General features: G+C 70.1%; 22 protein-coding genes, 1 tRNA gene and 2 pseudogenes. 13 read left to right on the top strand and 12 right to left on the bottom strand.

Features of this window, described 5'->3' with window-relative positions; genetic code table 11:
- Window positions 1–15: 15 nt before the first annotated feature.
- Window positions 16–816, bottom strand: coding sequence for a class I SAM-dependent methyltransferase (locus O7611_RS22340; RefSeq protein WP_269697519.1), 801 nt, complete (start codon window positions 814–816; stop codon window positions 16–18).
- A gap of 73 nt (window positions 817–889) precedes the next feature.
- Between O7611_RS22340 and O7611_RS22335 the strand changes: the two genes are divergently transcribed.
- From O7611_RS22335 to O7611_RS22325, 3 genes and pseudogenes are all read left to right on the top strand, one after another.
- The gene (locus O7611_RS22335) at window positions 890–1,099 is read left to right on the top strand and encodes a hypothetical protein (RefSeq protein ID WP_269697518.1); all 210 of its coding nucleotides are present in this window, start codon (window positions 890–892) and stop codon (window positions 1,097–1,099) included.
- A 21-nt stretch (window positions 1,100–1,120) separates the two neighbouring features.
- Window positions 1,121–1,330 (top strand): annotated as a pseudogene (locus tag O7611_RS32010) (hypothetical protein); the annotation flags it as partial.
- A gap of 41 nt (window positions 1,331–1,371) precedes the next feature.
- The gene (locus O7611_RS22325) at window positions 1,372–1,782 is read left to right on the top strand and encodes a TIGR03618 family F420-dependent PPOX class oxidoreductase (protein WP_194800694.1); all 411 of its coding nucleotides are present in this window, start codon (window positions 1,372–1,374) and stop codon (window positions 1,780–1,782) included.
- Here O7611_RS22325 and O7611_RS22320 read toward each other — a convergent pair.
- Entirely contained in the window at window positions 1,779–2,225 is a 447-nt protein-coding gene (locus tag O7611_RS22320) for a hypothetical protein (RefSeq protein WP_194800695.1), read from the bottom strand. The genes O7611_RS22325 and O7611_RS22320 overlap by 4 nt on opposite strands.
- A 121-nt stretch (window positions 2,226–2,346) precedes the next feature.
- Between O7611_RS22320 and O7611_RS22315 the strand changes: the two genes are divergently transcribed.
- Window positions 2,347–3,198, top strand: a complete 852-nt coding sequence (locus O7611_RS22315) for an aminopeptidase (RefSeq protein WP_269697516.1) — start codon at window positions 2,347–2,349, stop codon at window positions 3,196–3,198.
- A 26-nt stretch (window positions 3,199–3,224) separates the two neighbouring features.
- Here the strand turns inward: O7611_RS22315 and O7611_RS22310 are convergent, their stop codons facing one another.
- Complete coding sequence (locus tag O7611_RS22310) at window positions 3,225–3,596, bottom strand: MerR family transcriptional regulator (protein WP_269697515.1); 372 nt, start codon at window positions 3,594–3,596, stop codon at window positions 3,225–3,227.
- 75 nt (window positions 3,597–3,671) lie between these two features.
- Between O7611_RS22310 and O7611_RS22305 the strand changes: the two genes are divergently transcribed.
- Window positions 3,672–4,400 (top strand): SDR family oxidoreductase, encoded by a 729-nt coding sequence (locus O7611_RS22305; RefSeq protein ID WP_194800698.1) that lies wholly within the window; start codon window positions 3,672–3,674, stop codon window positions 4,398–4,400.
- Between the two features lie 90 nt (window positions 4,401–4,490).
- Window positions 4,491–5,027: a barstar family protein gene (locus tag O7611_RS22300; RefSeq protein WP_269697514.1), complete on the top strand. Its 537-nt coding sequence runs from the start codon at window positions 4,491–4,493 to the stop codon at window positions 5,025–5,027.
- 61 nt (window positions 5,028–5,088) lie between these two features.
- On the opposite strand, the gene O7611_RS22295 is transcribed toward O7611_RS22300, so the two are convergent.
- Window positions 5,089–5,556: an NUDIX domain-containing protein gene (locus tag O7611_RS22295; RefSeq protein WP_269697513.1), complete on the bottom strand. Its 468-nt coding sequence runs from the start codon at window positions 5,554–5,556 to the stop codon at window positions 5,089–5,091.
- 87 nt (window positions 5,557–5,643) lie between these two features.
- Here O7611_RS22295 and O7611_RS22290 point away from each other — a divergent pair, with 87 nt between their 5' ends.
- Window positions 5,644–6,285 (top strand): hypothetical protein, encoded by a 642-nt coding sequence (locus O7611_RS22290; RefSeq protein WP_269697512.1) that lies wholly within the window; start codon window positions 5,644–5,646, stop codon window positions 6,283–6,285.
- A gap of 168 nt (window positions 6,286–6,453) precedes the next feature.
- Here the strand turns inward: O7611_RS22290 and O7611_RS22285 are convergent, their stop codons facing one another.
- The 3 genes and pseudogenes from O7611_RS22285 to istA form a co-directional block, all read right to left on the bottom strand.
- Window positions 6,454–7,077 carry a hypothetical protein gene (locus O7611_RS22285; RefSeq protein WP_269697511.1) on the bottom strand — a complete coding sequence of 208 codons (624 nt, stop codon included), beginning with the start codon at window positions 7,075–7,077 and terminating at the stop codon, window positions 6,454–6,456.
- Between the two features lie 283 nt (window positions 7,078–7,360).
- A pseudogene (gene istB, locus O7611_RS22280) lies at window positions 7,361–8,152 on the bottom strand (IS21-like element helper ATPase IstB).
- On the bottom strand, window positions 8,152–9,378 hold the full coding sequence (gene istA / locus O7611_RS22275; protein ID WP_269697510.1) for an IS21 family transposase: 1,227 nt from the start codon (window positions 9,376–9,378) through the stop codon (window positions 8,152–8,154). Before istA ends, istB begins: the two are co-directional and overlap by 1 nt.
- Before the next feature lie 796 nt (window positions 9,379–10,174).
- Here istA and O7611_RS32005 point away from each other — a divergent pair.
- Complete coding sequence (locus O7611_RS32005; RefSeq protein WP_442929366.1) at window positions 10,175–10,684, top strand: sigma-70 family RNA polymerase sigma factor; 510 nt, start codon at window positions 10,175–10,177, stop codon at window positions 10,682–10,684.
- A 305-nt stretch (window positions 10,685–10,989) separates the two neighbouring features.
- Here the strand turns inward: O7611_RS32005 and O7611_RS22265 are convergent, their stop codons facing one another.
- Entirely contained in the window at window positions 10,990–12,174 is a 1,185-nt protein-coding gene (locus O7611_RS22265; RefSeq protein WP_269697509.1) for a pentapeptide repeat-containing protein, read from the bottom strand.
- 206 nt (window positions 12,175–12,380) lie between these two features.
- Here O7611_RS22265 and O7611_RS22260 point away from each other — a divergent pair, with 206 nt between their 5' ends.
- From O7611_RS22260 to O7611_RS22250, 3 genes are all read left to right on the top strand, one after another.
- On the top strand, window positions 12,381–12,692 hold the full coding sequence (locus tag O7611_RS22260; protein WP_194803493.1) for a transposase: 312 nt from the start codon (window positions 12,381–12,383) through the stop codon (window positions 12,690–12,692).
- Window positions 12,689–13,615 (top strand): IS3 family transposase, encoded by a 927-nt coding sequence (locus O7611_RS22255; protein WP_194803492.1) that lies wholly within the window; start codon window positions 12,689–12,691, stop codon window positions 13,613–13,615. Before O7611_RS22260 ends, O7611_RS22255 begins: the two co-directional genes overlap by 4 nt.
- Window positions 13,616–13,775: 160 nt before the next feature.
- Window positions 13,776–14,678 carry an IS5 family transposase gene (locus O7611_RS22250; RefSeq protein WP_269697083.1) on the top strand — a complete coding sequence of 301 codons (903 nt, stop codon included), beginning with the start codon at window positions 13,776–13,778 and terminating at the stop codon, window positions 14,676–14,678.
- Here the strand turns inward: O7611_RS22250 and O7611_RS22245 are convergent.
- Complete coding sequence (locus tag O7611_RS22245) at window positions 14,653–15,417, bottom strand: hypothetical protein (RefSeq protein WP_269697508.1); 765 nt, start codon at window positions 15,415–15,417, stop codon at window positions 14,653–14,655. The two genes, O7611_RS22250 and O7611_RS22245, sit on opposite strands and share 26 nt — an antisense overlap.
- 390 nt (window positions 15,418–15,807) lie before the next feature.
- A tRNA-Arg gene (locus tag O7611_RS22240) sits at window positions 15,808–15,883 on the bottom strand.
- Window positions 15,884–16,053: 170 nt separating this feature from the next.
- Between O7611_RS22240 and O7611_RS22235 the strand changes: the two genes are divergently transcribed.
- Complete coding sequence (locus O7611_RS22235; protein ID WP_194800700.1) at window positions 16,054–16,788, top strand: hypothetical protein; 735 nt, start codon at window positions 16,054–16,056, stop codon at window positions 16,786–16,788.
- Between the two features lie 23 nt (window positions 16,789–16,811).
- On the opposite strand, the gene O7611_RS22230 is transcribed toward O7611_RS22235, so the two are convergent.
- Together O7611_RS22230 and O7611_RS22225 are read right to left on the bottom strand one after the other, a co-directional pair.
- Entirely contained in the window at window positions 16,812–17,828 is a 1,017-nt protein-coding gene (locus O7611_RS22230) for an alpha/beta hydrolase (RefSeq protein WP_262014115.1), read from the bottom strand.
- A 77-nt stretch (window positions 17,829–17,905) separates the two neighbouring features.
- Window positions 17,906–18,316, bottom strand: coding sequence for an HPF/RaiA family ribosome-associated protein (locus tag O7611_RS22225; RefSeq protein WP_194800702.1), 411 nt, complete (start codon window positions 18,314–18,316; stop codon window positions 17,906–17,908).
- A gap of 285 nt (window positions 18,317–18,601) precedes the next feature.
- Here O7611_RS22225 and ssb point away from each other — a divergent pair, with 285 nt between their 5' ends.
- Window positions 18,602–19,426 carry a single-stranded DNA-binding protein gene (ssb, locus tag O7611_RS22220; RefSeq protein WP_194800703.1) on the top strand — a complete coding sequence of 275 codons (825 nt, stop codon included), beginning with the start codon at window positions 18,602–18,604 and terminating at the stop codon, window positions 19,424–19,426.
- The last annotated feature ends 36 nt before the right edge of the window (window positions 19,427–19,462 follow it).

Below are 19,462 nucleotides of genomic sequence, written 5' to 3'. Positions count from 1 at the left end.
CGCCCGGCCCGGCGGTCAGCGGCGCGCTACGGCGAGCAGGTGAGCGCTGGCCCCAAGGATCGCGGCGTCCCGCTCGAACGTCTCGGCGCAGGCCACCGCGTCGGCGAGCAACCGCTCGTCCGGCCCGGTGCCGAGCGCGTTCAGCACCGGCCACAGCGGACCCTCCACCCCGTACACCTGGGGGTCGGGCAGTCCGGCCGCGACGAAGTCGGCGGCCAGTTCCTCCGGCCGGTGGAAGAACGCGGTGGTGAAGCCGGTCCGGGGATCGTTCACCCCGGTCTCGTACTCGGCGTGCAGCAACCGCCGGTTGTCCTCGTCCAGGCGGCCCTGCACGGTCAAGTCGATCAGGGCGGCGTGGCGGCTGATCGCCGCCGCCACGATCGTCCCGCCCGGCCGGGTCGCCCGCGCCGCCTCACGCAGCGCGGCCACCCGGTCGGCCTGCCGCGGCAGGTGGTAGAGCGGGCCGAGCAGCAGCGTCGCGTCCGCCGCCGCGTCGGGCGACGGCAACGCGCGGGCGTCCCCCACCGACGCGGTCACCAGCGGGTACGCGGACCGCGCCGCAGCCACGTGCGCGGGCACCAGGTCGACCAGGTGTACCCGGTAACCGGCCGCGGCGAGCGGACCCGCGTACGCGCCGGGACCACCGCCGACGTCCAGCACGTCCGCCGGCGCGGCGGGCAGCAGCCGGGCGAGCAGATCCCGGGTACGTCGTGCCTCCAGCCGGCCCTGCGGCGACCCGTCGAGCCGGTCGGCCTCGACGTAGACCTCGGTGTAGTAGCGACTGACGTCCGGCTCGGCCGGTCGATGTGCGGGCATCGATCGATGGTCGCCGAGAAGTGGAGCCGCAGCATCCGGTTTACGGTTGCCGGCGTTTCCTACCCTGCGGGGTATGGCATACCAGCCGGCCATGGTGCCGCCGAAGAAGTCCAAGCGAACCCTCTTCATCGTGCTCGGCGTGGTGCTGGCGGTCTGCTGCTGCGGCGGTGTGCTCAGTGGCTTCTTCCTCTTCCGGGCCGTGCAGGAAGCCACCGGCCCGGCACGGTCCACAGCGGAGACGTTCGCCGAGGCGATCGTCGACCGCGACTATCCGGCCGCGTAGCGGCAGCTCTGCACCCGCGTACGCGACCGGGTCAGCGAGGCGGACTTCACCCGGCAGCAGTCCTCCCAGCCGGAGTTCACCGGCTACGAGATCACCGGGCTCAACGTGTCGAACAACAACGGCCGGGTGAGCGGGGCGACGACCATCCGCTTCACCCCGGCGGTCGGCACCAACGTGACGCAGTCGTTCCCGATGGTCAAGGAGGACGGGGAGTGGCGGATCTGCGAGTGAGCCGCTGGCGCTCTCCCGCGCGCACCTGATCCACTTGTCGCATGGCCTCACCATCCACCGCACCGCTTCCGCCGGCCGTCGAGGACCGGCTCGCCCGCGAGCGCAACGTCTGGCTCTGTACGCTGCGCCATGACGGCTCCCCGCACGTCACGCCGGTGTGGTTCGTCTACGCCGACGGCGTCTGGTGGATCGGCTGCGAGGGGCGCAGCGTCAAGGCCCGCAACGTGGCGGCCGACCCCCGCGTCTCGCTCGCACTGGAGGACGGCGTCCACCCGGTCGTCGCGGAGGGCGAGGCTCGGGTGCACCGGGCCGACTTCCCGCCCGCGATCGTGGCGGCGTTCGCGGAGAAGTACGGGGGATGGGACATCCGGCAGCCCGTCACCCCGGACAGTGAACGGGTGCTGCTGGAGGTGCCGGTCCGGCGGTGGCTGCTCGCCGGCGCGGCACGCTAGTCCCCGGAGAACCCCCAGAAGTAGAGCTCGTTCGGGGCACCCGCCTCGTCGTGCAGGACGGCGTACCGGCCGAACCAGCGCTGCTCCGCCAGCGGCTCGAGCGCCTCGACGTGAGCGCGGGTCGGCCTCGCGACGCCCGCTCGGGCGAGCGCCTCGGCCTCGGTCACCCGCTGGAACGCCCCGAAGCCGGGTTCCTCGCCGTCGGCCAGCACCCGCGTCATGTCGAGGATGGAGTGTGTGCCGGACTCCTGCACCCGCTCGTCCGCCCACAGCTCCTCCTCGCTGCGGGGACGGTCCGGGAAGTCGGCGGCGGAAGCGCCGAACCCGCCCGGCACCGCCCACCAGTAGTCGCCGGCCTCGAAGACCTGTCGGCGCAGTTCGTCCAGCGCGGCCTGGGCATCCGGCTGGTACGCCACGAAGTAGGTCCATCCCGATGCGCCCACGCTTCCTCCCGGTGATCCCGCTCGTCGCCGCCACGTCCGGCGGCGCACGCGATCATGCCCGAGACCACCGACGAAACCGGCGGGTCAACGCGACCAGGATTCCTGTGCCACTGTCTCCGCCATGCGTCTGTCGTCGGGCCTGCGAGTCGCTGCGGTCGTGGCTGGTCTGCTGTCGGTCGGAGCGGCACTGCTCGCCATGCGGGAAGCGTCGCTCCTGTGGGCGGTGGTCACGCTGGCGGCGCTGGCCGGCCACGCGCTCGCCGCTTCCGGTACGCCCCGGGTGCGATGGGGCGTCGCCGCCGGCGCCGGGCTGTTCGCTCTGGTGGCAGCCGCGAACCTGCTCTGGCACCGAGAACGGGTGGCGGACGCGGGCGGGCCACGGGGGAGCCAGGCGGCGACGCGGACGTACCTTGTGGAGAGCCTGCGGGAGGGCCTGGACCAGCAACGCCTGACCGCGTGGGGCTTGGCTCTCGGCGTACTCCTGCTTTCCGTTGCCGTGCCGGCGTTGCCGGCACGCGGCGGACGGCGGGGTGTGGTGACGACGGTCCTGGCGGTGGCCGTGCTCGTCTGGTGCGGGCTGAAAGTGGCGGCGGCGCCCGGCGACCCGCCGCTGCCCGAGCTGCTCCTGGCGCTGCAGCCGGCGTTGCTCGCCGCGCTCGTGACCGCCGGGGTGCTGGCGTGGTCCGGATGGCGGGGCGACCGGCGCGGGCTCCTCACGGCGGGGATGGTCCTGCTGGCGGTGGTCGCCGTGCGGGCCTGCGCGGACCTCGCCTCCGCGTGGGCGAGTTGGTGGACGTTTGTCGAGCCCGCCAGGGACGCCTTCCTGCAACCGGGATTCATGGTGAGCGTGGGTGGCTCGGCGGGAGGTGCCCTTGAGGTGTCCTCGGCAGTGGAGACGGCTGTCGCGCTCGGCGGCGCGGGACTGGCGGTCGTCGGCGTGTTGCGTGCCTCCCGCGAGAACGCCCGTCCGTAGTCTCCCCCTTACGCGGGTGGTCGCGCCTACGGGTGCGAATCGGTGATCGCGATGACCTCGTCGAGGCGGTCCAGCGCGGCCCGCAGCTCGTCGACCTTGGCCTGGATGCGCTCGCGCTCGGCGCGCAGCATGGCCCGCTGCGCGGGGTCGGTGTGCCCGGAGTCCCAGCACGGCAGGAGTTCCGCGATCCGGCTGCTGGTCAGCCCGGCCGCGTACATCTGCTGGATGAAGCGCACCAGCGTGACCGTGTCCGGCCGGTAGAGGCGCTGGCCGGACGGGCTGCGCCGGGGGACGAGAAGACTCTGTTCCTCGTAGTAGCGCACGGCGCGCACCGAGACACCGGCGCCGCGCGCCACCTCACCGATGCGGATCAGCCGCTCGGCTGCGGTCGTGGTCATGGTGACCCCTCTCACCCCGATCCCGGCGATCGACACTTGCCTCTGACGTTAACGTCAGGTTTTAGCGTACCTCGCATGGACATCAACCACTCGATCGCCCTCGTCACCGGAGCCAACCGCGGACTGGGCCGCGCCTTCGCCCAGCGGCTGCTCGAACGGGGCGCCCGCAAGGTCTACGCGACCGCCCGCCGCCCCGAGACCGTCGACCTGCCCGGCGTCGAGGTGCTGCCGCTGGACATCACCAGCCCCGCATCCGTACGGGCCGTCGCCGCTGCCGCCCCGGACGTCACGCTGCTCGTCAACAACGCCGGGATCCAGACCGGAACCGACCTGGTGACCGGTTCGCTGGACGCGGTGCGGCACGAGGTGGACACCAACGTGCTCGGCCACCTGGAGATGATCCGGGCGTTCGCGCCGGCACTCGCCCGCAACGGCGGAGGCGCAATCGTGAACGTGCTCTCCGCCATGTCATGGTTCGGGACCAGCGGCGCCGGGGCGTACCACCTGACCAAGGCCGCCGCGTGGGCGATGACCAACGGCGTACGCCTGGAACTCGCCGAACAGGGCACGCTCGTGACGGCGGTACACCTCGGGCTGGCCGACACCGACATGTCAGCCGGCTGGTCCGTCGACAAGATCGCGCCGTCGGACCTGGCCGATGCGGCGCTCGACGGCGTCGAGGCGGGTGCCGCCGAAGTGCTCGCCGACCAGTGGAGCCGCGACGTCAAGTCCCGGCTGACGCTGACGCCGGAGGAGTTCAACGCCGCGATGGAGCGGGCCCTGGCGGCGCTGACGGCGGCCTGATCGGCCTACCGGCCGCGCTCCTCGACGGCTGGCCAGACGCCGTCGAGGAGCGTCGTACTCGCGTACGGAGATGGCTGTACTCTCCCGGTCGTGGCCGCCTTCGACGCGGAAGCCGATCTCAGCGGAGACCGGGCTTTCCGCCTCATGACCAATACGTCAGTGACTCTCTTCTGGCGCTCGTCGATCCTCGATCGGACGACCGGATGGCTAAGCGATCACGGCTACCAGGTCACCCACCTGGACGCCTCGGGCTGGACGACCGAGGAGGCGATGCACCGGGACATGGCGGCAGTGCTCGGGTTCCCCGGCTACTACGGGCACAACCTCGACGCCCTCAACGACTGCATGCGCGACGTGGTAAGCCAGAAGTACGGGTGGACGCCCGAGGCAGCCGGCCTCGTCCTCGTGTTCACCGGCTACGACACGTTCGCCACGCACTGCCCGCGGTCCGCCCAGATCGTGCTGGACACGATGGCGCGTCACTCCCGAAGCGCAAGCCTGATCGGCTGCCGTCTCATGTGTCTCGTCCAGAGCAACGATCCGCATATCCGGTTCCAGCCGGTCGGCGCGGTCCCCGCGCTCTGGAACGACGCGGAGTGGGCGGACGCCAACCGCCGACCGGACTGACCGGGAAGCTGCCCTTCTGTCGCCCGCCGGCGCCGGAGCGGCCTGCGAGAGGCGGTCGCCGTCAACCAGCCAGGTGGCCGGTGGCTCGCAGCAACGCCCGGGAGAAGCGGTTGAGATCGGTGTCGGATAGTTGCGGGCGGGTGAACCAGTCCAGCTCGCTGATCTCCTCGTGGTCGGGGATCGGCTCTCCGTCGGCGATGGTCGCCTGGTAGACCGCGGTGACGTAGGCGACCCGGTCGCCGCTCGGGTAGGTCACCTCGTAATCGGGGCCACCGAGCACATCCAGCAGCCGCGGCCGGCTGATCCGCACGCCGACCTCCTCTCGGATCTCACGCACCGCCGCCTGGGCCGGGGACTCTCCGATGTCGACAGCGCCGCCGGGTACCGCCCACCCTTTCCCGTCCTCGGCATGACGTACGAGCAGGATCCGTGCGCGATCGTCGACGACGACGACCGAGACCGACGGCATCTGGATCAACTCGTGGCCGATCATCGTCCGGAGCCGGGCCAGGTGCGGGGAGATGACCATCAGGGCACGGTACGGTCCGCCGCGGCCGGCTGCAGCTGTCAATTCGGCGACCCTGAGATTCGGTGCTCGAGTGCTTCACTGTCGAGCATGAGGTGGCGGACGGGCCGGAGTGTCGCGACTGCGCTGGCGGCCATCGTGGCGATGGTCTCGGTCATCGCCTGGCAGCGGTGGCAGAACCAGCCGCCGTACGGCCCCGAGGCGCTGGCTCTCCGGTCCTCGCTCAGCTTCGTGACGAACGAGGAGGCCCAGGCCGCACTCGGTGAGAACGGATCCGCTCCGTTCGCCTCCGGACGTGACCAGTTGGTGCTCGGCCGGCTCTTCTGGCGGACCCCGCCCCGGCCACTCGACGGCGGCTACTTCGCGGTCTTCCTCATCGACAAGCGCACCGACTCCAAGCCGGCGGTCTTCGGCGTGGCCGCTCCACAGGCGGCCGTCGGCATCGGCAGCGCGGGCATCGAGCACCGGATCGCCGAGCGCTACTCCTGGCTCCGTGGCGCTGGTGACGCCACGTTCGGCGACGACGAGTGGCGGAGCAACGGCAGCAGGCTGCATGTGGCAGACGAGAAGGCATCCCCGGTCACCTTCGTCGCGCTCTTCCCGTACGCCGAGAAGCCTGATCCGGAGACGTCGACGGCGACCGCTCCGGTCCAGATGTCCGACCTGCTGCTGGCCCTCGTCTACATGGGTTCGGACGGGCAGGTGTACTGGGCACAGCGGCTCCAAGGCTAGGCCGATGGCCCGGGGGGGCGTGTCGAACCTACGGCCTCGGGACGGAGGGAGATCGCGGAGCGTTTAAAGTCCGGGCTGTGGATCTCGTCGGCTGCGTGGAGCGGGTGCTCGACCTTCGGACGCTTGATCTCGGCAAGGCGCGGTCGGCGGCAGATCCGGATGCCCGAGTCAGACACACCGGTATTCGCTCGGGCGACTCCGCTCTCTGCGGTCCCGAATCATGACCTTGCCTGACCCGGTCGTGTTGGTGCAGGCCGGGCCGTGCACGTCGAGGCTGGCGATATCGGTGGTGATCGCGGCCGAGCCGAAGTAAGCGGGATCGAGAACGAAGGCCACACGGGTACCGGCTCCGACCGGAGCGGAGAACTCCGCAGGCGGCTCGACCGGCCGCAAGCCGACGAGGCGCTGCCGAAAGCCGTGGCCGTCTCGCCAGACTTCGACAGTGGTCTGCGAACTCATTGCCGCCGCGGCGGCGCTCGACCAGCGCTCGCTGGTGAGCAGAGAGTCGTAGTAGCCGAGCCTCGGCATGCCCCGGCCGGTCAGGACGTCAGCCTGATCGTCGGTCACCGAGAAGACGAGATCAGCGGTGATCTCCGCTACGACGTCGGGCGTGTGGCTCGCGGCGACAGTGGTTGCCGGATGAAACGCGTGCCCCACGACCGCGCACAGCACCCGAGTCGCGAGACGCGGATCGTCCCTGCCTACCCCGAAATACATACCGGGCCGCTCGCGTACGGAGTCGTCGAACTCCAGGACCCTGATCTTCGCGAGGCTGTAGTCAGGCTCCGTCACGCCACCCACGCTATCCAGGCAGGGTACGCGCGGCTATCGGCATGACACGACGTCTCGTCTTCGGCTGACTTGGCTTCACGAGGGCTGCGGTGATCGTCTTGACCGAGAGCTAAAAGCCGCCGACCTGCGGTGGTGAGGGTGCGCCCGGGCAGGATTCGAACCTGCGGCATTGGGACTAGAAGAAGTTCGTGGATGGCTGGTCGGTTGGCTGCGTGTCAACGCCGGCTGAACTTTGACCCCTCTGTTCCGGCCGAATTTTGACCCCCTCACTGGTTGTTGATGTTCAGTCGTCGATCTTGGTGGCTGCGGGAACGCGGCCGAGGTCGCGGTCTTTGAGCCGGTAGCTGTCGCCCTTCATCGAGATCACCTCGGCGTGGTGAACGAGGCGGTCGATCATGGCTGCGGCCACCACGTCGTCGCCGAACACTTCGCCCCAGCGGCCGAAGGGCTTGTTGCTGGTGACGATCAGCGAGGCTCATTTGTAGCGGCTGGAGACGAGCTGGAAGAACAGGTTCGCGGCTTCGGCTTCGAAGGGGATGTAGCCGACTTCGTCGACGATCAGCAGCGGGATCCGGCCGAGCTTGACCAGTTCGTCCTGCAGCCGGCCGGCGTGGTGGGCGTCGGCGAGGCGGGACACCCATTGGGCGGCGGTGGCGAACGCGACCCGGTGTCCTGCCTGGCAGGCCCGGATCCCGAGGCCGATGGACAGGTGGGTCTTGCCGGTGCCGGGCGGGCCCAAGAAGACGACGTTCTCCTTCGACGCCACGAAGTCGAGGGTGCCGAGGTGGGCGATCGTCTCCCGCTTCAGCGAGCGTTGGTGCTCGAAGTCGAACTCCTCCAGGCTCTTGCGGGCCGGAAAGCGGGCGGCCCGGATGCGTCCTTCTCCGCCGTGGGCTTCGCGGGCGGCGACCTCGCGTTGCAGGCAGGCGGCGAGGAACTCCTCATGCGTCCACGACTCTGCCCGGGCCCGCTCGGCCAGGCGCTCGACGGAGGCGGCCAGGGACGGCGCCTTCAGGGCACGGGTGAGGAACGCGATCTCCGAGGCCAGGTTGCGGCTGTTGGTCTTGGTGGCCATCACGCAGCCACCTCGTCCAGGCCGAACATCCGGTCGTAGTCGCTCAACGGCCGGCGTTCGACCTGGGCGTCAACGGCAGTCGTCGGGGTGCGTCGGGCGGCGACACGCAGATCGACGGCGGCTTGCCGGTGTGCGGGATCGGTGATGCTCTGATGCTTCGCCCAGCAACGGTCATGCCGGGCCACCACCCGACCGTCGCAGAACACCGTCACCTGGTCACAGTCGGCGCTCACCTCGACCCGCCGGCCGACCACGGATGGGTGCACCGAGTAGTCGTTGCCGTCCAAGCGGACGTAGTGATCGCGGGGAAGGCGGGTGGTCTGCCGCCAGCCGACCACCGGCGCAACCGGTGGCAGTGGCAGCATCACCTGCCGGTCGGCGTCCCACCGGTCCAGCGGGCGGCAGCCCAGCATCCGGTGCTGGCGGTTGTTCGCCCGCACCAACCACTCGGTGAGCTGAGCGTTGAAGTCGCCGGGTGAGGCGAAGCGGCGTCCGGGCAGGAACGAGGTCTCCAGATAGCCGTTGGCCCGTTCGACCAGGCCCTTCGATTCGGGGTCCGCCGGCCGGCACTGGATCACCTTGATGCCGAGGGTGCCGCGGAAGGTGTTCATCGCCTCGGTCAACTGCGGCCTGCCGGCCCGCCACTGCCCGACGGCGGACTCGTTGTCCCACACCAACGCCTTGGGCACCCGCCCCCAGCCGGAGATCAGCGTCCAGTGTCCGACCAGCAGGTCCGGCGACTGCCGCGACGGGATCATCACCGCTGACATCCACCGCGAATACCCGGACACCATCACCAGCACCGGTGGCCGGCCGACCTGCCCGAAGCCCAACGGCACGTCCGCCGGCGGGAACCACAGATCACACTGCGCCAGCTCACCCGGCAGATACTCCGTCCGCTGGGCCGGATCCGGCCGGCGGAACAACGGCCGCAGCTGCTGCACCCGATCGGAGAACACCGTCTTGCCGCGAGTCCACCCGACCCGCTCCATGATCACCGTCGTCGGCATGTCCGGGATCTCCGCCAACAGCGCCCTGATCTGCGGCTCGACCGCGTCCACGATCGAACCCCTGGCCGCCCGCTGATAGCGGGGCGGCTCATGACTGGCCAAGGCCTTGCGCACCGTGTTCCGCGAGACCCCCAGCCGACGGCAGATGGCCTTGATCGCCATCCGCTCTGCCCGGTGCAACCGACGGATCTCCGCCCAGTCCTCCACGCTCAGCACCTCCCGATGCTTCCGGAGGGGGTCAAAACTCAGCCGGAACCACGGGGTCAGTTTTCAGGCGGAGCCGACACTGCGCACCTGGTCAGGCCGCCCGTCGTTGTCGGGTGGCGTCGGCGTCAGTCGGTGGCCTTGGCTGTACGGATGGCTGTACAGCCAAGCCTTCTCTCCGGCGCCGCGTTACGAGGTGCGTCCTTGCCGGTTACCCAGGGTGCGTTACGAAACCTCCGACAACTTGGCACCCCGCTGGGTGCGTCCGCGCCCAACCGGCTGACCAGTAGACCGTCGCACCAAACCGGCCTTCCAAGCGTTGCGCGACGCCGATGATCTTGCTATCGTTAGCGTCACAACGGGTCACCATTGTGTCCCCACATTGCTAGAAGCCCTTGTCGAGCAGGCAAGGGTTTTTTTGTGCCCGAAGTAGACCGCCCGGCCTCAACGCATCCCCGCGTTGGGGCCTTTCTCGTTCATGGAAGGGACCGCCATTGAACCTCCACCCCGACTTCTTCAACCTCGGCCTTCTGTTTCTCCTCACCTGGACCGTTACCCTTGCTGCCTTGGTCATCTTGGTGCTTGGGCTGGCTAGGTTCGCGTTCAAGAAGGCCCGCGCTCAGGACGTCCCGGAGGTCCTGCTTGCGCTCGCCCGTATCGTTGGATTGGTGCCTTGGTTGGGGCAGCTGGCCTCCGTGGTCCGGAGCCTCCCGACCAATCCCAGCAACTCGGTTACGCCCCAGCTGCCGCCCGCGGACGGCAGCTCGTTGATTCCTCCCGGCGCCGATCAGTCCAGCGGAGGCATGCCGTGAAACGTGGTCGCGTCCATCGCGATACCACTGCGGATCGTGCCCTCCGCAGCCCCGAGGACTTCATCGGCGCTCTGGAACAGCTCAGCGACCGAGAGCGCAACATTCTGCTCCTGCGGTTCTGGGCCTTCCAGACACTCGATGAGATCGGGAAGCGCTTCGGTGTGACCCGCGAGCGGGTGAGGCAGATTGAAGCCCGCACGATGTGGAAGCTTCAGGGCCGCAACGACGTGATCGACGTCGTGCAATCAGCGATGACGCGGGGAACCTGGGAGGCGGTGCTTCAGCGGTACAGCGACCTGCTAGAGCCCTACATGAAGGACTGGCAGACACAGGAGCTTGAAGACTTTGACCGTGAATACAACAGGCGGTATGGCTCATGCGAGGTCTGTGGTCGGGAGTTCGGGCGGACACGGAATGGGCGGCCCCGTCGCTTCTGCTCTGGCTCCTGTCGGCAGGTGGCTTACCGGGTTCGGCGCGCGCCCCAGAGTCGGTCCGCCTCTTCGTGAAGTGGTGGCCGCCCGGTCCGCCCGCCTAAGCGACGTGCCATCCCGTCTGCCGCCGACCCACACACCCTGGCCCTGGTTTGCTCGGCTCCGCCTGGGTCGGTGGCTGGCGGGATGGCATCCCACCACCCACGAACCGGAACCATTCGGCAACTCCATCTCGGAGTCGTCTGGCCCCCGCCGGAGGCATGCACCTAATCGGCCGGCGCGCCGGCCGATGCCGGCGCTTGCGCCGCCAGCAGGCCGAGCGCGGCCAGCGCGGCCCGCTTGCGGGCCGCCTTGATCTGATAGAGGCCAATTCGGCAACGTTATTCGTCGGCCTGCTTCGGCCCGCCGTACCTCGCTCCGGCAACGGTCGCCCCTTCGAACCTCGCGGTACCGTTAAACGTCGCCCTGCTGAACCCGGGGCCGCTGCTGAACGTCGCCTCGCCGAACCAGGCGTCGCCGCTGAACCTCGCCCCGACGAACCCGGCGTCGCCGCTGAACCTCGCCCATCTGAACCCGGCGTCGCCGTTGAACCTCGCCTCGCCGAACCCGGCGTCGCCGTTGAACCTCGCCTCGCCGAACCAGGCGTCGCCGCTGAACGTCGCTTCGGCGAACCCGGCGTCGCCGCTGAACTTCGCCCTGCTGAACCCGGCGTCGCCGCTGAACGTCGCCCCGGCGAACCCGGCGTAGCGGCTGAACATCGCCTCGCTGAACCCGGCGTAGCGGCTGAACGTCGCCCCGACGAACCTGGCATCGCCGCTGAACGTCGCCCCGACGAACCTGGCTTGGCCGCTGAACCTCGCCTCGCCGAACCTGGCTTCGCCGTTGAACCTCGCCCCGCTGAACCAGGTGTCGCCGTTGAACCTCGCCCCGCTGAACCAGGTGTCGCCGCTGAACGTCGCTTCGCTGAACCCGGCCCTGCTGAAGGTCGCCCCATCGAACCCGGCGTCGCCGCTGAACGTCGCGCCGACGAACCAGGCGTCGCCGCTGAACGTCGCCCCGCCGAACCTGGCATTGCCGCTGAACGTCGCCCCGCCGAACCCGGCGTCGCCGCTGAACGTCGCCCCATCGAACCCGGCGTCGCCGCTGAACGTCGCCCCGCCGAACCCGGCGTCGCCGCTGAACGTCGCCCCATCGAACCCGGCGTCGCCGCTGAACGTCGCCCCATCGAACCTGGCATTGCCGCTGAACGTCGCCCCGCCGAACCTGGCATTGCCGCTGAACGTCGCCCCATCGAACCCGGCGTCGCCGCTGAACGTCGCCCCGCCGAACCCGGCATTGCCGCTGAACGTCGCCCCGCCGAACCTGGCATTGCCGCTGAACGTCGCCCCGCCGAACCCGGCATTGCCGCTGAACGTCGCCCCGCCGAACCTGGCATTGCCGCTGAACGTCGCCCCGCCGAACGCGGTGGTGCCGATGATGCGGGTTTTGGTGAAGTTGGCGTTGTGGAGATGACAGTGGTTGAAATTGAGGTCGATGAGGACGGCTTCGGCGAGGTCGAGGGTCACCTTCGTGCCCCAGTAGATGGGATCGGGTTGTCCTTTGGGGGTTGTTGGTCGTAGGTGGCGGGCGAGGATGCGTTGGGCGGCGAGGCGGACCTGGCGTTCTTCCCTTGGGTCCACGCCGTGTTTGTCGCTGTCACCGCTGATGAGCCACCCCCGCTTTCATGGAGCTTCTTGATCATGGTCTTATGGCCGTGGGGAGGAAGTCGTCCGTGGCAGCACCGAAGAAGTACCCCGACGAGCTACGTCAGCGCGCCGTGCGCCTGTATCGCGAGTCGGACCCGAAGCCGGTGATCCGGCGCCTGGCCGAGCAACTCGGCGTGCATCACGAGGCGTTGCGGAACTGGATCCGCCAGGCCGAGGCCGACACGGGTGAGCGTCACGACCGGCCGACCAGCGAGATGGCGGACGAGAACCGGCGGCTGCGCAAGGAAGTTGCCGAGTTGCGGCGGGCGAACGAGATTCTGAAGGCCGCGAGTGCGTATTTCGCGGCGGAGCTCGACCCGACCCGGCGACGGTCATGAGGTTCATTCACGAACACCGTGACCAGTTCGCGGTCGCGCTCCTGCTACGGGTCCTCAACATCGGCGCTTCAACCTACTACGCGTGGGTCAAGCAGGCCGAGCAGCCCTGCGACCGGGACGTCGTCGACCTGGGGCTGATCTCCAACATCCACGAGATCTGGGAGACCTCCGGGCGCACCTACGGCGCTGACCGGGTCCACCGGCAGCTGCGCCGTGACGGCATCCGCGTGGGCCGCAAGCGCGTCGAGCGGCTGATGGCCGAGCAGGGCTGGCAGGGGGCGTTCCTGCGTCGAGGCTGGCGTGGTGGCTCCACGAAGCAGGATCCCCGGCACACGCCGGCGCCGGATCTGGTCAATCGGCAGTTCACCGCCGACGGGCCGAACCGGCTCTGGGTTGCCGACGCCACCCGCATCCCGTGCGGTGAGGGTGTGTTCTGGTTGGCTGCGGTCCGCGACGCGTTTTCCCGCCGGATCGTCGGGTGGAAGACGTCTGACCGCTGCGACACCGACCTGATCCTCGCCGCCCTCGAATACGGCATCTGGTCGCGCGACGTCCGCGACGGCCAGTTGATCCACCACAGCGACCGCGGGTCGAACTACACGTCGTTCCGCTTCGCGGAACGCTTGCAGGACAACGGGATCCTGCCGTCGATGGGCTCCGTCGGCGACTCGTACGACAACGCCCTGATGGAGAACTTCTGGTCCACGCTGAAGATCGAACTCGTCTACCGCACGTCCTGGCGGACCCGCGACGAGGCCGAGAACGCGATCTTCGCCTACATCGACGGCTGGTACAACACCCGCCGCATACAGAAGGAACTGGGCTACCTCAGCCCGAACGAGTACGAGACCGCCTGGCACACCCGCCAGCCGCAACCAGCCGAGCCACCTATCGCCACCCCTGCGCCAGCCGGCAGCAGGTAACCACCGCTCCATCAAAGCGGGGGGAACTCACTGACGCCCTTAGGGCGCGTTTCGTAAGTCGCGTTGGCCGGGTGAGATCACGGCGTGGCGGTGATCGATAACTGAAGAGGTCTCCGGTAAGTGGGTTAGCGACCAAGCAAACCTGAATACCGGAGACCTCGTGGCCAGCCTAGCGGCGGCGGCGCGGCATGACCTCAGCGACATCCAGTGGCAGCACCTGTGCCCGTTGCTGCCTGCGGAATCGTCGCGGGGAAGGCCGTGCAAGTGGACCAGGCGACAGATCATCGACGGCATACGCTGGCGGGTACGTACCGGTGCGCCATGGCGTGACGTGCCCGCGAACTACGCCCCGTGGCAGACGCTGTATCGGTGGTTCCGCCGGTGGCAGCGTGATGGCACCTGGGCCCGGATCCTGGCCGGGCTGCAAGCTGCCGCCGATGCGGCCGGGCGGATCGACTGGACCGTCAGCGTCGACTCCACGATCAGCCGCGCCCATCAACACGCCGCCGGTGCCCGTCGTGACGGCGACCGGCAGAAAGAACCACCGGGCGGGATCTACGCCGAGCCCGCGGATCATGCGCTGGGCCGTTCGCGGGGCGGGTGGACCACCAAGACTCACCTTGCCTGCGAACAGGGCCGCAAGGTTCTGGCCACCGTCGTCACGGCCGGGCATCGCGGTGACAGCCCGCAGTTCACCACAGTCCTCGACCGCATCCGAGTTACCCGCTGCGGTCCCGGCCGGCCCCGGACTCGCCCGCAGCAGGTTCTGGCGGACCGGGCCTACACGTCCAAGGCCAACCGTGCCTATCTGCGCCGACGGCGAATCAAGGCCTGCATCCCGAGCAAGACCGACCAAGACGCCCACCGCCGAGCCAAAGGCTCCCGCGGCGGCCGGCCACCCGCCTTCAACCCTGACACCTACCGCCGACGCCACGCCGTGGAGTGCGGCATCAACCAGCTCAAACAACACCGCGCCATGGCCACCCGCTACGACAAACTCGCCGTGCGCTACGAAGCCACCCTGACCATCGCCGCCATCAACCAGTACCTCCGAGCCTTATGAAACACGGGCTAGGTGCAGCGGAAGTGGGGTCGTCCGGGGGTGTTTGGTCGTCGGGTTCCGGGGTGGGTTGGTCGTTGGGCGGGGTGTAGGGCATGCGGAGGTAGGCGCAGATCACCTCGACGATGCTCTGCCGTTGGGCGGGATTGTCCTGGGCGAGGCGTTCCAGGGAGTACAGACCAGCGAGGCGGACCGGGGCCTTGTCGGAGCCGAGTTGGTCGGCGGCCTTGACGTACAACTCGGTGACCCGTTTCTCTCCGGCGTCGTACTCGGTGGCCTGCTGGGTGCGCTCGGCCAACTGCTGGCGGCGGAACGCCAACAGCAACGCGAACGCGGCGGTCACCGACGCGCCGATGGTCAAGCCGGTGCGGATGGACTCCACCCGCAACTTCGCCCGTTCCACCCGATCGCCCATCGGCGGCACCGACCCCTGCAACCAACCGACCGCGGCCCAGGTGACCACTCCTACCAGGAGCACCCCGGCCGGGATCACCCACGACTGCAACGGCCGTACCTGCCGTTCCGGTGGCGTCGGTGCGGCGGACACCTGACGCTTCGCGGCGTCGTGCCGCCACAGCAGGACTCCCGCGACCAGTACCGCCAAGCCTCCCGCCACCGGCACCAGCACCGGCCGCCAGGAAGCCAGGACGTCCCACCACGAACGGGGAACCGACACCAGCGCGACCGACAGCAGAACCGACCCGCCGGCCGCCATCAATGCGACACTCAACCGTCTCGTCACACTGCGAATCGTGCCCGTACGCAGCAACCCCGCCGCACCTCAGCTGTCGATTCGCAAGACCGCATGGGCTAGCCGAGCGGCATCCGCGCGACGACTTGCCATTCGTACATGCGCTGATCACGGTGCATCTCGATCAGATCGACATGGCTGATCGAGACGGTAGCGGGCTCAGGCGCCACAGACCGCACCGCCTGAAGGTAGGGCTCGGATGGGCCATCGGTAGTCAGGTAGGCGACGCTGACGTGAGGCCGGTATCGGCTGGGGTCCTCGGGCCGCCGTGGGCGAGGCCGCGAAGCACCTCTTCGGCTGAGTTGGCTGTACGAATGGCTGTACGTGGGCCGTGGTGATCGATTCGACCAGGTGCGGGAAGTCGCTGACCTGCGATGACGGTGGTGCGCCCGGCAGGATTCGAACCTGCGGCCTTGGGATTAGAAGTCCCCTGCTCTATCCGCTGAGCTACGGGCGCGTGCCGACGGTCGTCGCGCCAAGAGGGTACCGCCGCTCCCCGCGTGCCCGGTGGTACGGGTCGGCGCGTCCGTTCCGCCCCTCAGCGTCCCACGCCGGGGCCCGGCCCGGCACCACAGTTCCGGCGGGTCCGGCGCGGGCCGGGCGGCACGCGATCCGTACCCTCGTCGGATGCTGCTCGACCAGGAAACCGAGAACGAGATCGTCTTCGAGCTGTGTCAGCTCCTCGGGCGGGCCATCCTGCCCCTCACCGGCTCGGACGGCCCGGGCACACCGCCCGGCGTCCTCGGCACCGCCTTCTTCTACAGCGAGCTGGTCGGCGCTACGGACGACGGCGAGATCGCGCACGAGTGGCTGCTCACCGCCGACGCGCTCACCGACCGGGCGTACGGCGAGATCGGCTTGCGGCCCAGCGTCACCGACCCGGCCGAGGGGGCGGACGAGCCGATCGACCTGCCCGGTTTCGCCGACCACTGGCTGCACCTGCCGGAGCTGGGGCTCGCCGCGATGCCGACCGGCGGTCTGCACGGCTGGGCCGACGACCGGGGCTGGCGCTGGCGTACCCAGCATGTCACCGAGGCGGTGGCCGCGCCGGCCGACTCGGTCGCCCGGATCGGCGCGGCGCCGGCCTCGGCGTTCGTGCTGGCCCTGGGCGTCGGCGACGGCGGGTCACGGCCGTTGGAGGCGGTTGTCGAGCGGGTCGCCCGGGACGGCGGCGAGGTGCGGGTCACGACGGAACTACCAGCGGGCTACGTGGGCGCGCCCGTGTTCGCGGTCGAGGCCGGGCCGGACGGCGGGCCCGCGCTGCGTTGCCTCGGCGTGGTGCTGCCGCCGCAGGCTGGTGGCCATCCGATCGCCACCTTCGACCGGATCCGCGCCGCGCTCACGGCGGTCGTCACCGACTGAGCCTGCGGCGAGGCCGGCCGGCCTCAGCCCTCGGCGTTCGCGTCGGCCGGCCGCCGAGGGGCCGGCGGCGTCGTGGGCTCCGGCTCGGTCGGCCCGGCGCGGAGGAACCCCTCCGCCCACCGTCCGACCTCCGCGAAGACCTTCTCGCGTACGCCGGGACTGGAGAGCGTGAGGTCGTGCAACCCGCCGTCGAAGCGGGCCAGCGTGACGTGCCGGCCGAGGCGGGGCGCCCAGCGCACCATGTGTTCGACGTCGAGCACCGCGTCGGCGCCGGTGGCGCTGTCGTGCCACTTGGTGCCCCGGAAACTGCGCGTGGAGCAGGCGAGCAGCACCGGCACCGGGATGTCCAGCCCGGCCCGCAGGCGACGTTGGCCGGTACGGATCGCGTTGAGCCAGCCGGCCCGGACCGGGAACCCGGCGAGCGGCTTCCAGGCCAGGTCGTAGCGCCACTCGCCCCGGTGGTCGGCGTGCAGGCTCTCGCCGTACACCGTGCCCAGGCCGAACGGCAGTACCCGCTGCGGCGCCCTGCGGCCCAGACGGGAGACGGCGGCCGCGAGGGGCCGGCGGACCATCCAGGGCGCGTTGATGTCGAAGAAGGGGCTGTTGAGCACGATGCCGTCGACCAGGCCGGCGTCGCGGCGGTCGTGTGCCCAGAGCGAGATGATCAGGCCGCCGGTCGAGTGGCCCATCGCGAGCAGGGTGTCGTGGCCCTCCTCTGCGCGGATGATCTCCGCGGCGGCGTCCAGCTCGGGGAAGTAGTCGCTCAGGTCACGGCAGAAGTTCGGGGTCTGGTGCGGGAGCAGGCTGCGGCCGTACTTGCGCAGGTCGAGCGCGTAGAAGTCCCAGCCGCGCTCGGCGAAGAAGTCTGCCACGTGGGTCTGGAAGAAGTAGTCGACGAAGCCGTGCACGTAGAGCACGGCGCGGCCGGTCGGGCGGTCGGCGCGCCGCCGCACCAGGGTCGCGACCACCGGCCCCTCGTCGTCGGTGCCCAGCTCGATCGTCCGCCGCTCGTAGGGGGCGCCCAGCACGTCCGGTTCCACGACCGCGACGGTACGCCGCCTCGCTACCCGGCGGTAGCCCCCGCCCGCCCGCACCGGACGGACGGGGGCACAGGGCCTCAGACGGTCTCGGCGTCCTCGCGCTCGGCGTCCTGCAACGGGACGCCCTCGGGCTGGTCGACGGCGCGCAGGTGCTTGTTGTGGCGCGGCTCCTGCCGGGTCTTCGCGTCGTTGAGCTTGCGGCGCAGGTCGTCCCGGACGTCGTTGAGCGCGGCGTGCAGATCCTCCTCGGTCGAGGTGGTGACGATCTTCTGCCGCCCGGCGATCCAGCACTCCAGGGTCACCTTCTGGCCCCGGGCCTCGCGATCCTTGACGGACACCTCCAGCTCGGTGGCGTCGGCGTGGAAGCCGGCGAGCCGGGCGTCCAGGGTCCCGAACTGCTCGGCGATCCAGTTGCGGTCGCCCTGGGAGAACCCGGCGCCGACCCGCAGGCACTCGGCCACGGTCGCGGGGTTCGCCACGGCGCTCATCGCGCTGCCTCGCGGACGTCTCGGAGAAGCATGGGAGCTCCCTTTCTCTCGGTTGATCAAGTACTTACCCAACCGGCGTGATTCCGGAACGCCTGCTTGCCGGCTCCACTCGATCATGCGTCGGCGCAGGTCAGACCCGTAGGGCCGGTCGGCCTAGCAGATCGGGACCTTGATCAGGTGGTTGTCCACAGGCCCGCTCGTCGTCCACAGGTCCGGGCCGGCGGGTGGTCCGGGGCGGGCGTCCGGCCGACGCTCACCGGGACAAGTCGATCCCTGGGAGGGGCGATGTTCGATACGTACGTGACGATCGTCGGCAACGTGCTGACCGCGCCGGAGTGGCGCCGCACCACGCAGAGCGGAACGCTGGTGGCCAACTTCAAGGTCGCCTCGACCGCCCGCCGGCTCGACCGCGACAGCGGCCGCTGGGTGGACGGCAACAGCCTTCGGGTACGCGTCAACTGCTGGCGCCGCCTCGCCGAGGGGGTGGCCGCCTCGGTGGCGGTCGGTGACCCGGTCATCGTGGCCGGGCGCCTCTACACCCGGGACTGGACCGACGAGTCCGGCACCCACCGCACGCTCTACGAGCTGGAGGCGGTCGCGGTCGGGCACGACCTGTCCCGGGGCCGCGCCCGCTTCCTGCGCAACCAGCCCCGCGCGGCCACCAGCACGGTCGAGGACGCGGAGGCCGAGCAGCGGGTGCACGGCGAGGCGACCGAGCCGGTGCCGGACGCGCAGGCCCCGGCGACGTTCGACGACCGGCCCTTCGACGACGACTTCCCGCCGCCGGAGTACGGGGGCCGGGTCGGACTGGCCGGCACCGTCGAGCGGGTGGGCGAGCCCGACCCGTTCGACGGCCGGCCCGGTGTGCGACAGGCCGCCGGCTTCGACCCCGGGTCGGGCGGCCCGGAAGAGGACGAGCTGGGCGACGCGGAGGACGACGGCCCGGCGACGGCCGAGGACGACGAACTGGGCGAGGCCGCGCCGGCGGAGGCCGACGGGCCGGGTGGTGCCGGACCGGGTGAGGGCGAGGCGGGCGCCGCGAGCCCGGGCGGTGCGGGCGGGAACGCGTCGGGGCGTCGCGGACGGCGGCGTACCCCGGTGCCCGCCTGACCCTTCGTCCGACGGGGGCGCGGGGTGGTGACGTCG

It is taken from the genome of Micromonospora sp. WMMC273, from assembly GCF_027460285.1.
In the GTDB taxonomy this organism is placed as follows: domain Bacteria; phylum Actinomycetota; class Actinomycetes; order Mycobacteriales; family Micromonosporaceae; genus Micromonospora; species Micromonospora aurantiaca.
The sequence above is the reverse complement of the archived record's forward strand: the minus strand, read 5'-3'. Positions and strand labels throughout refer to the sequence as shown.

Bases quoted from the DNA above. Each gene is read 5' to 3' on its own strand.
- O7611_RS22340 (WP_269697519.1), bottom strand. From the start codon at position 816: ATGCCCGCACATCGACCGGCCGAGCCGGACGTCAGTCGCTACTACACC.
- O7611_RS22335 (WP_269697518.1), top strand. From the start codon at position 890: ATGGCATACCAGCCGGCCATGGTGCCGCCGAAGAAGTCCAAGCGAACC.
- O7611_RS22325 (WP_194800694.1), top strand. From the start codon at position 1,372: ATGGCCTCACCATCCACCGCACCGCTTCCGCCGGCCGTCGAGGACCGG.
- O7611_RS22315 (WP_269697516.1), top strand. From the start codon at position 2,347: ATGCGTCTGTCGTCGGGCCTGCGAGTCGCTGCGGTCGTGGCTGGTCTG.
- O7611_RS22310 (WP_269697515.1), bottom strand. From the start codon at position 3,596: ATGACCACGACCGCAGCCGAGCGGCTGATCCGCATCGGTGAGGTGGCG.
- O7611_RS22305 (WP_194800698.1), top strand. From the start codon at position 3,672: ATGGACATCAACCACTCGATCGCCCTCGTCACCGGAGCCAACCGCGGA.
- O7611_RS22295 (WP_269697513.1), bottom strand. From the start codon at position 5,556: ATGGTCATCTCCCCGCACCTGGCCCGGCTCCGGACGATGATCGGCCAC.
- O7611_RS22290 (WP_269697512.1), top strand. From the start codon at position 5,644: ATGAGGTGGCGGACGGGCCGGAGTGTCGCGACTGCGCTGGCGGCCATC.
- O7611_RS22255 (WP_194803492.1), top strand. From the start codon at position 12,689: ATGAGGTTCATTCACGAACACCGTGACCAGTTCGCGGTCGCGCTCCTG.
- O7611_RS22235 (WP_194800700.1), top strand. From the start codon at position 16,054: ATGCTGCTCGACCAGGAAACCGAGAACGAGATCGTCTTCGAGCTGTGT.
- O7611_RS22225 (WP_194800702.1), bottom strand. From the start codon at position 18,316: ATGAGCGCCGTGGCGAACCCCGCGACCGTGGCCGAGTGCCTGCGGGTC.
- ssb (WP_194800703.1), top strand. From the start codon at position 18,602: ATGTTCGATACGTACGTGACGATCGTCGGCAACGTGCTGACCGCGCCG.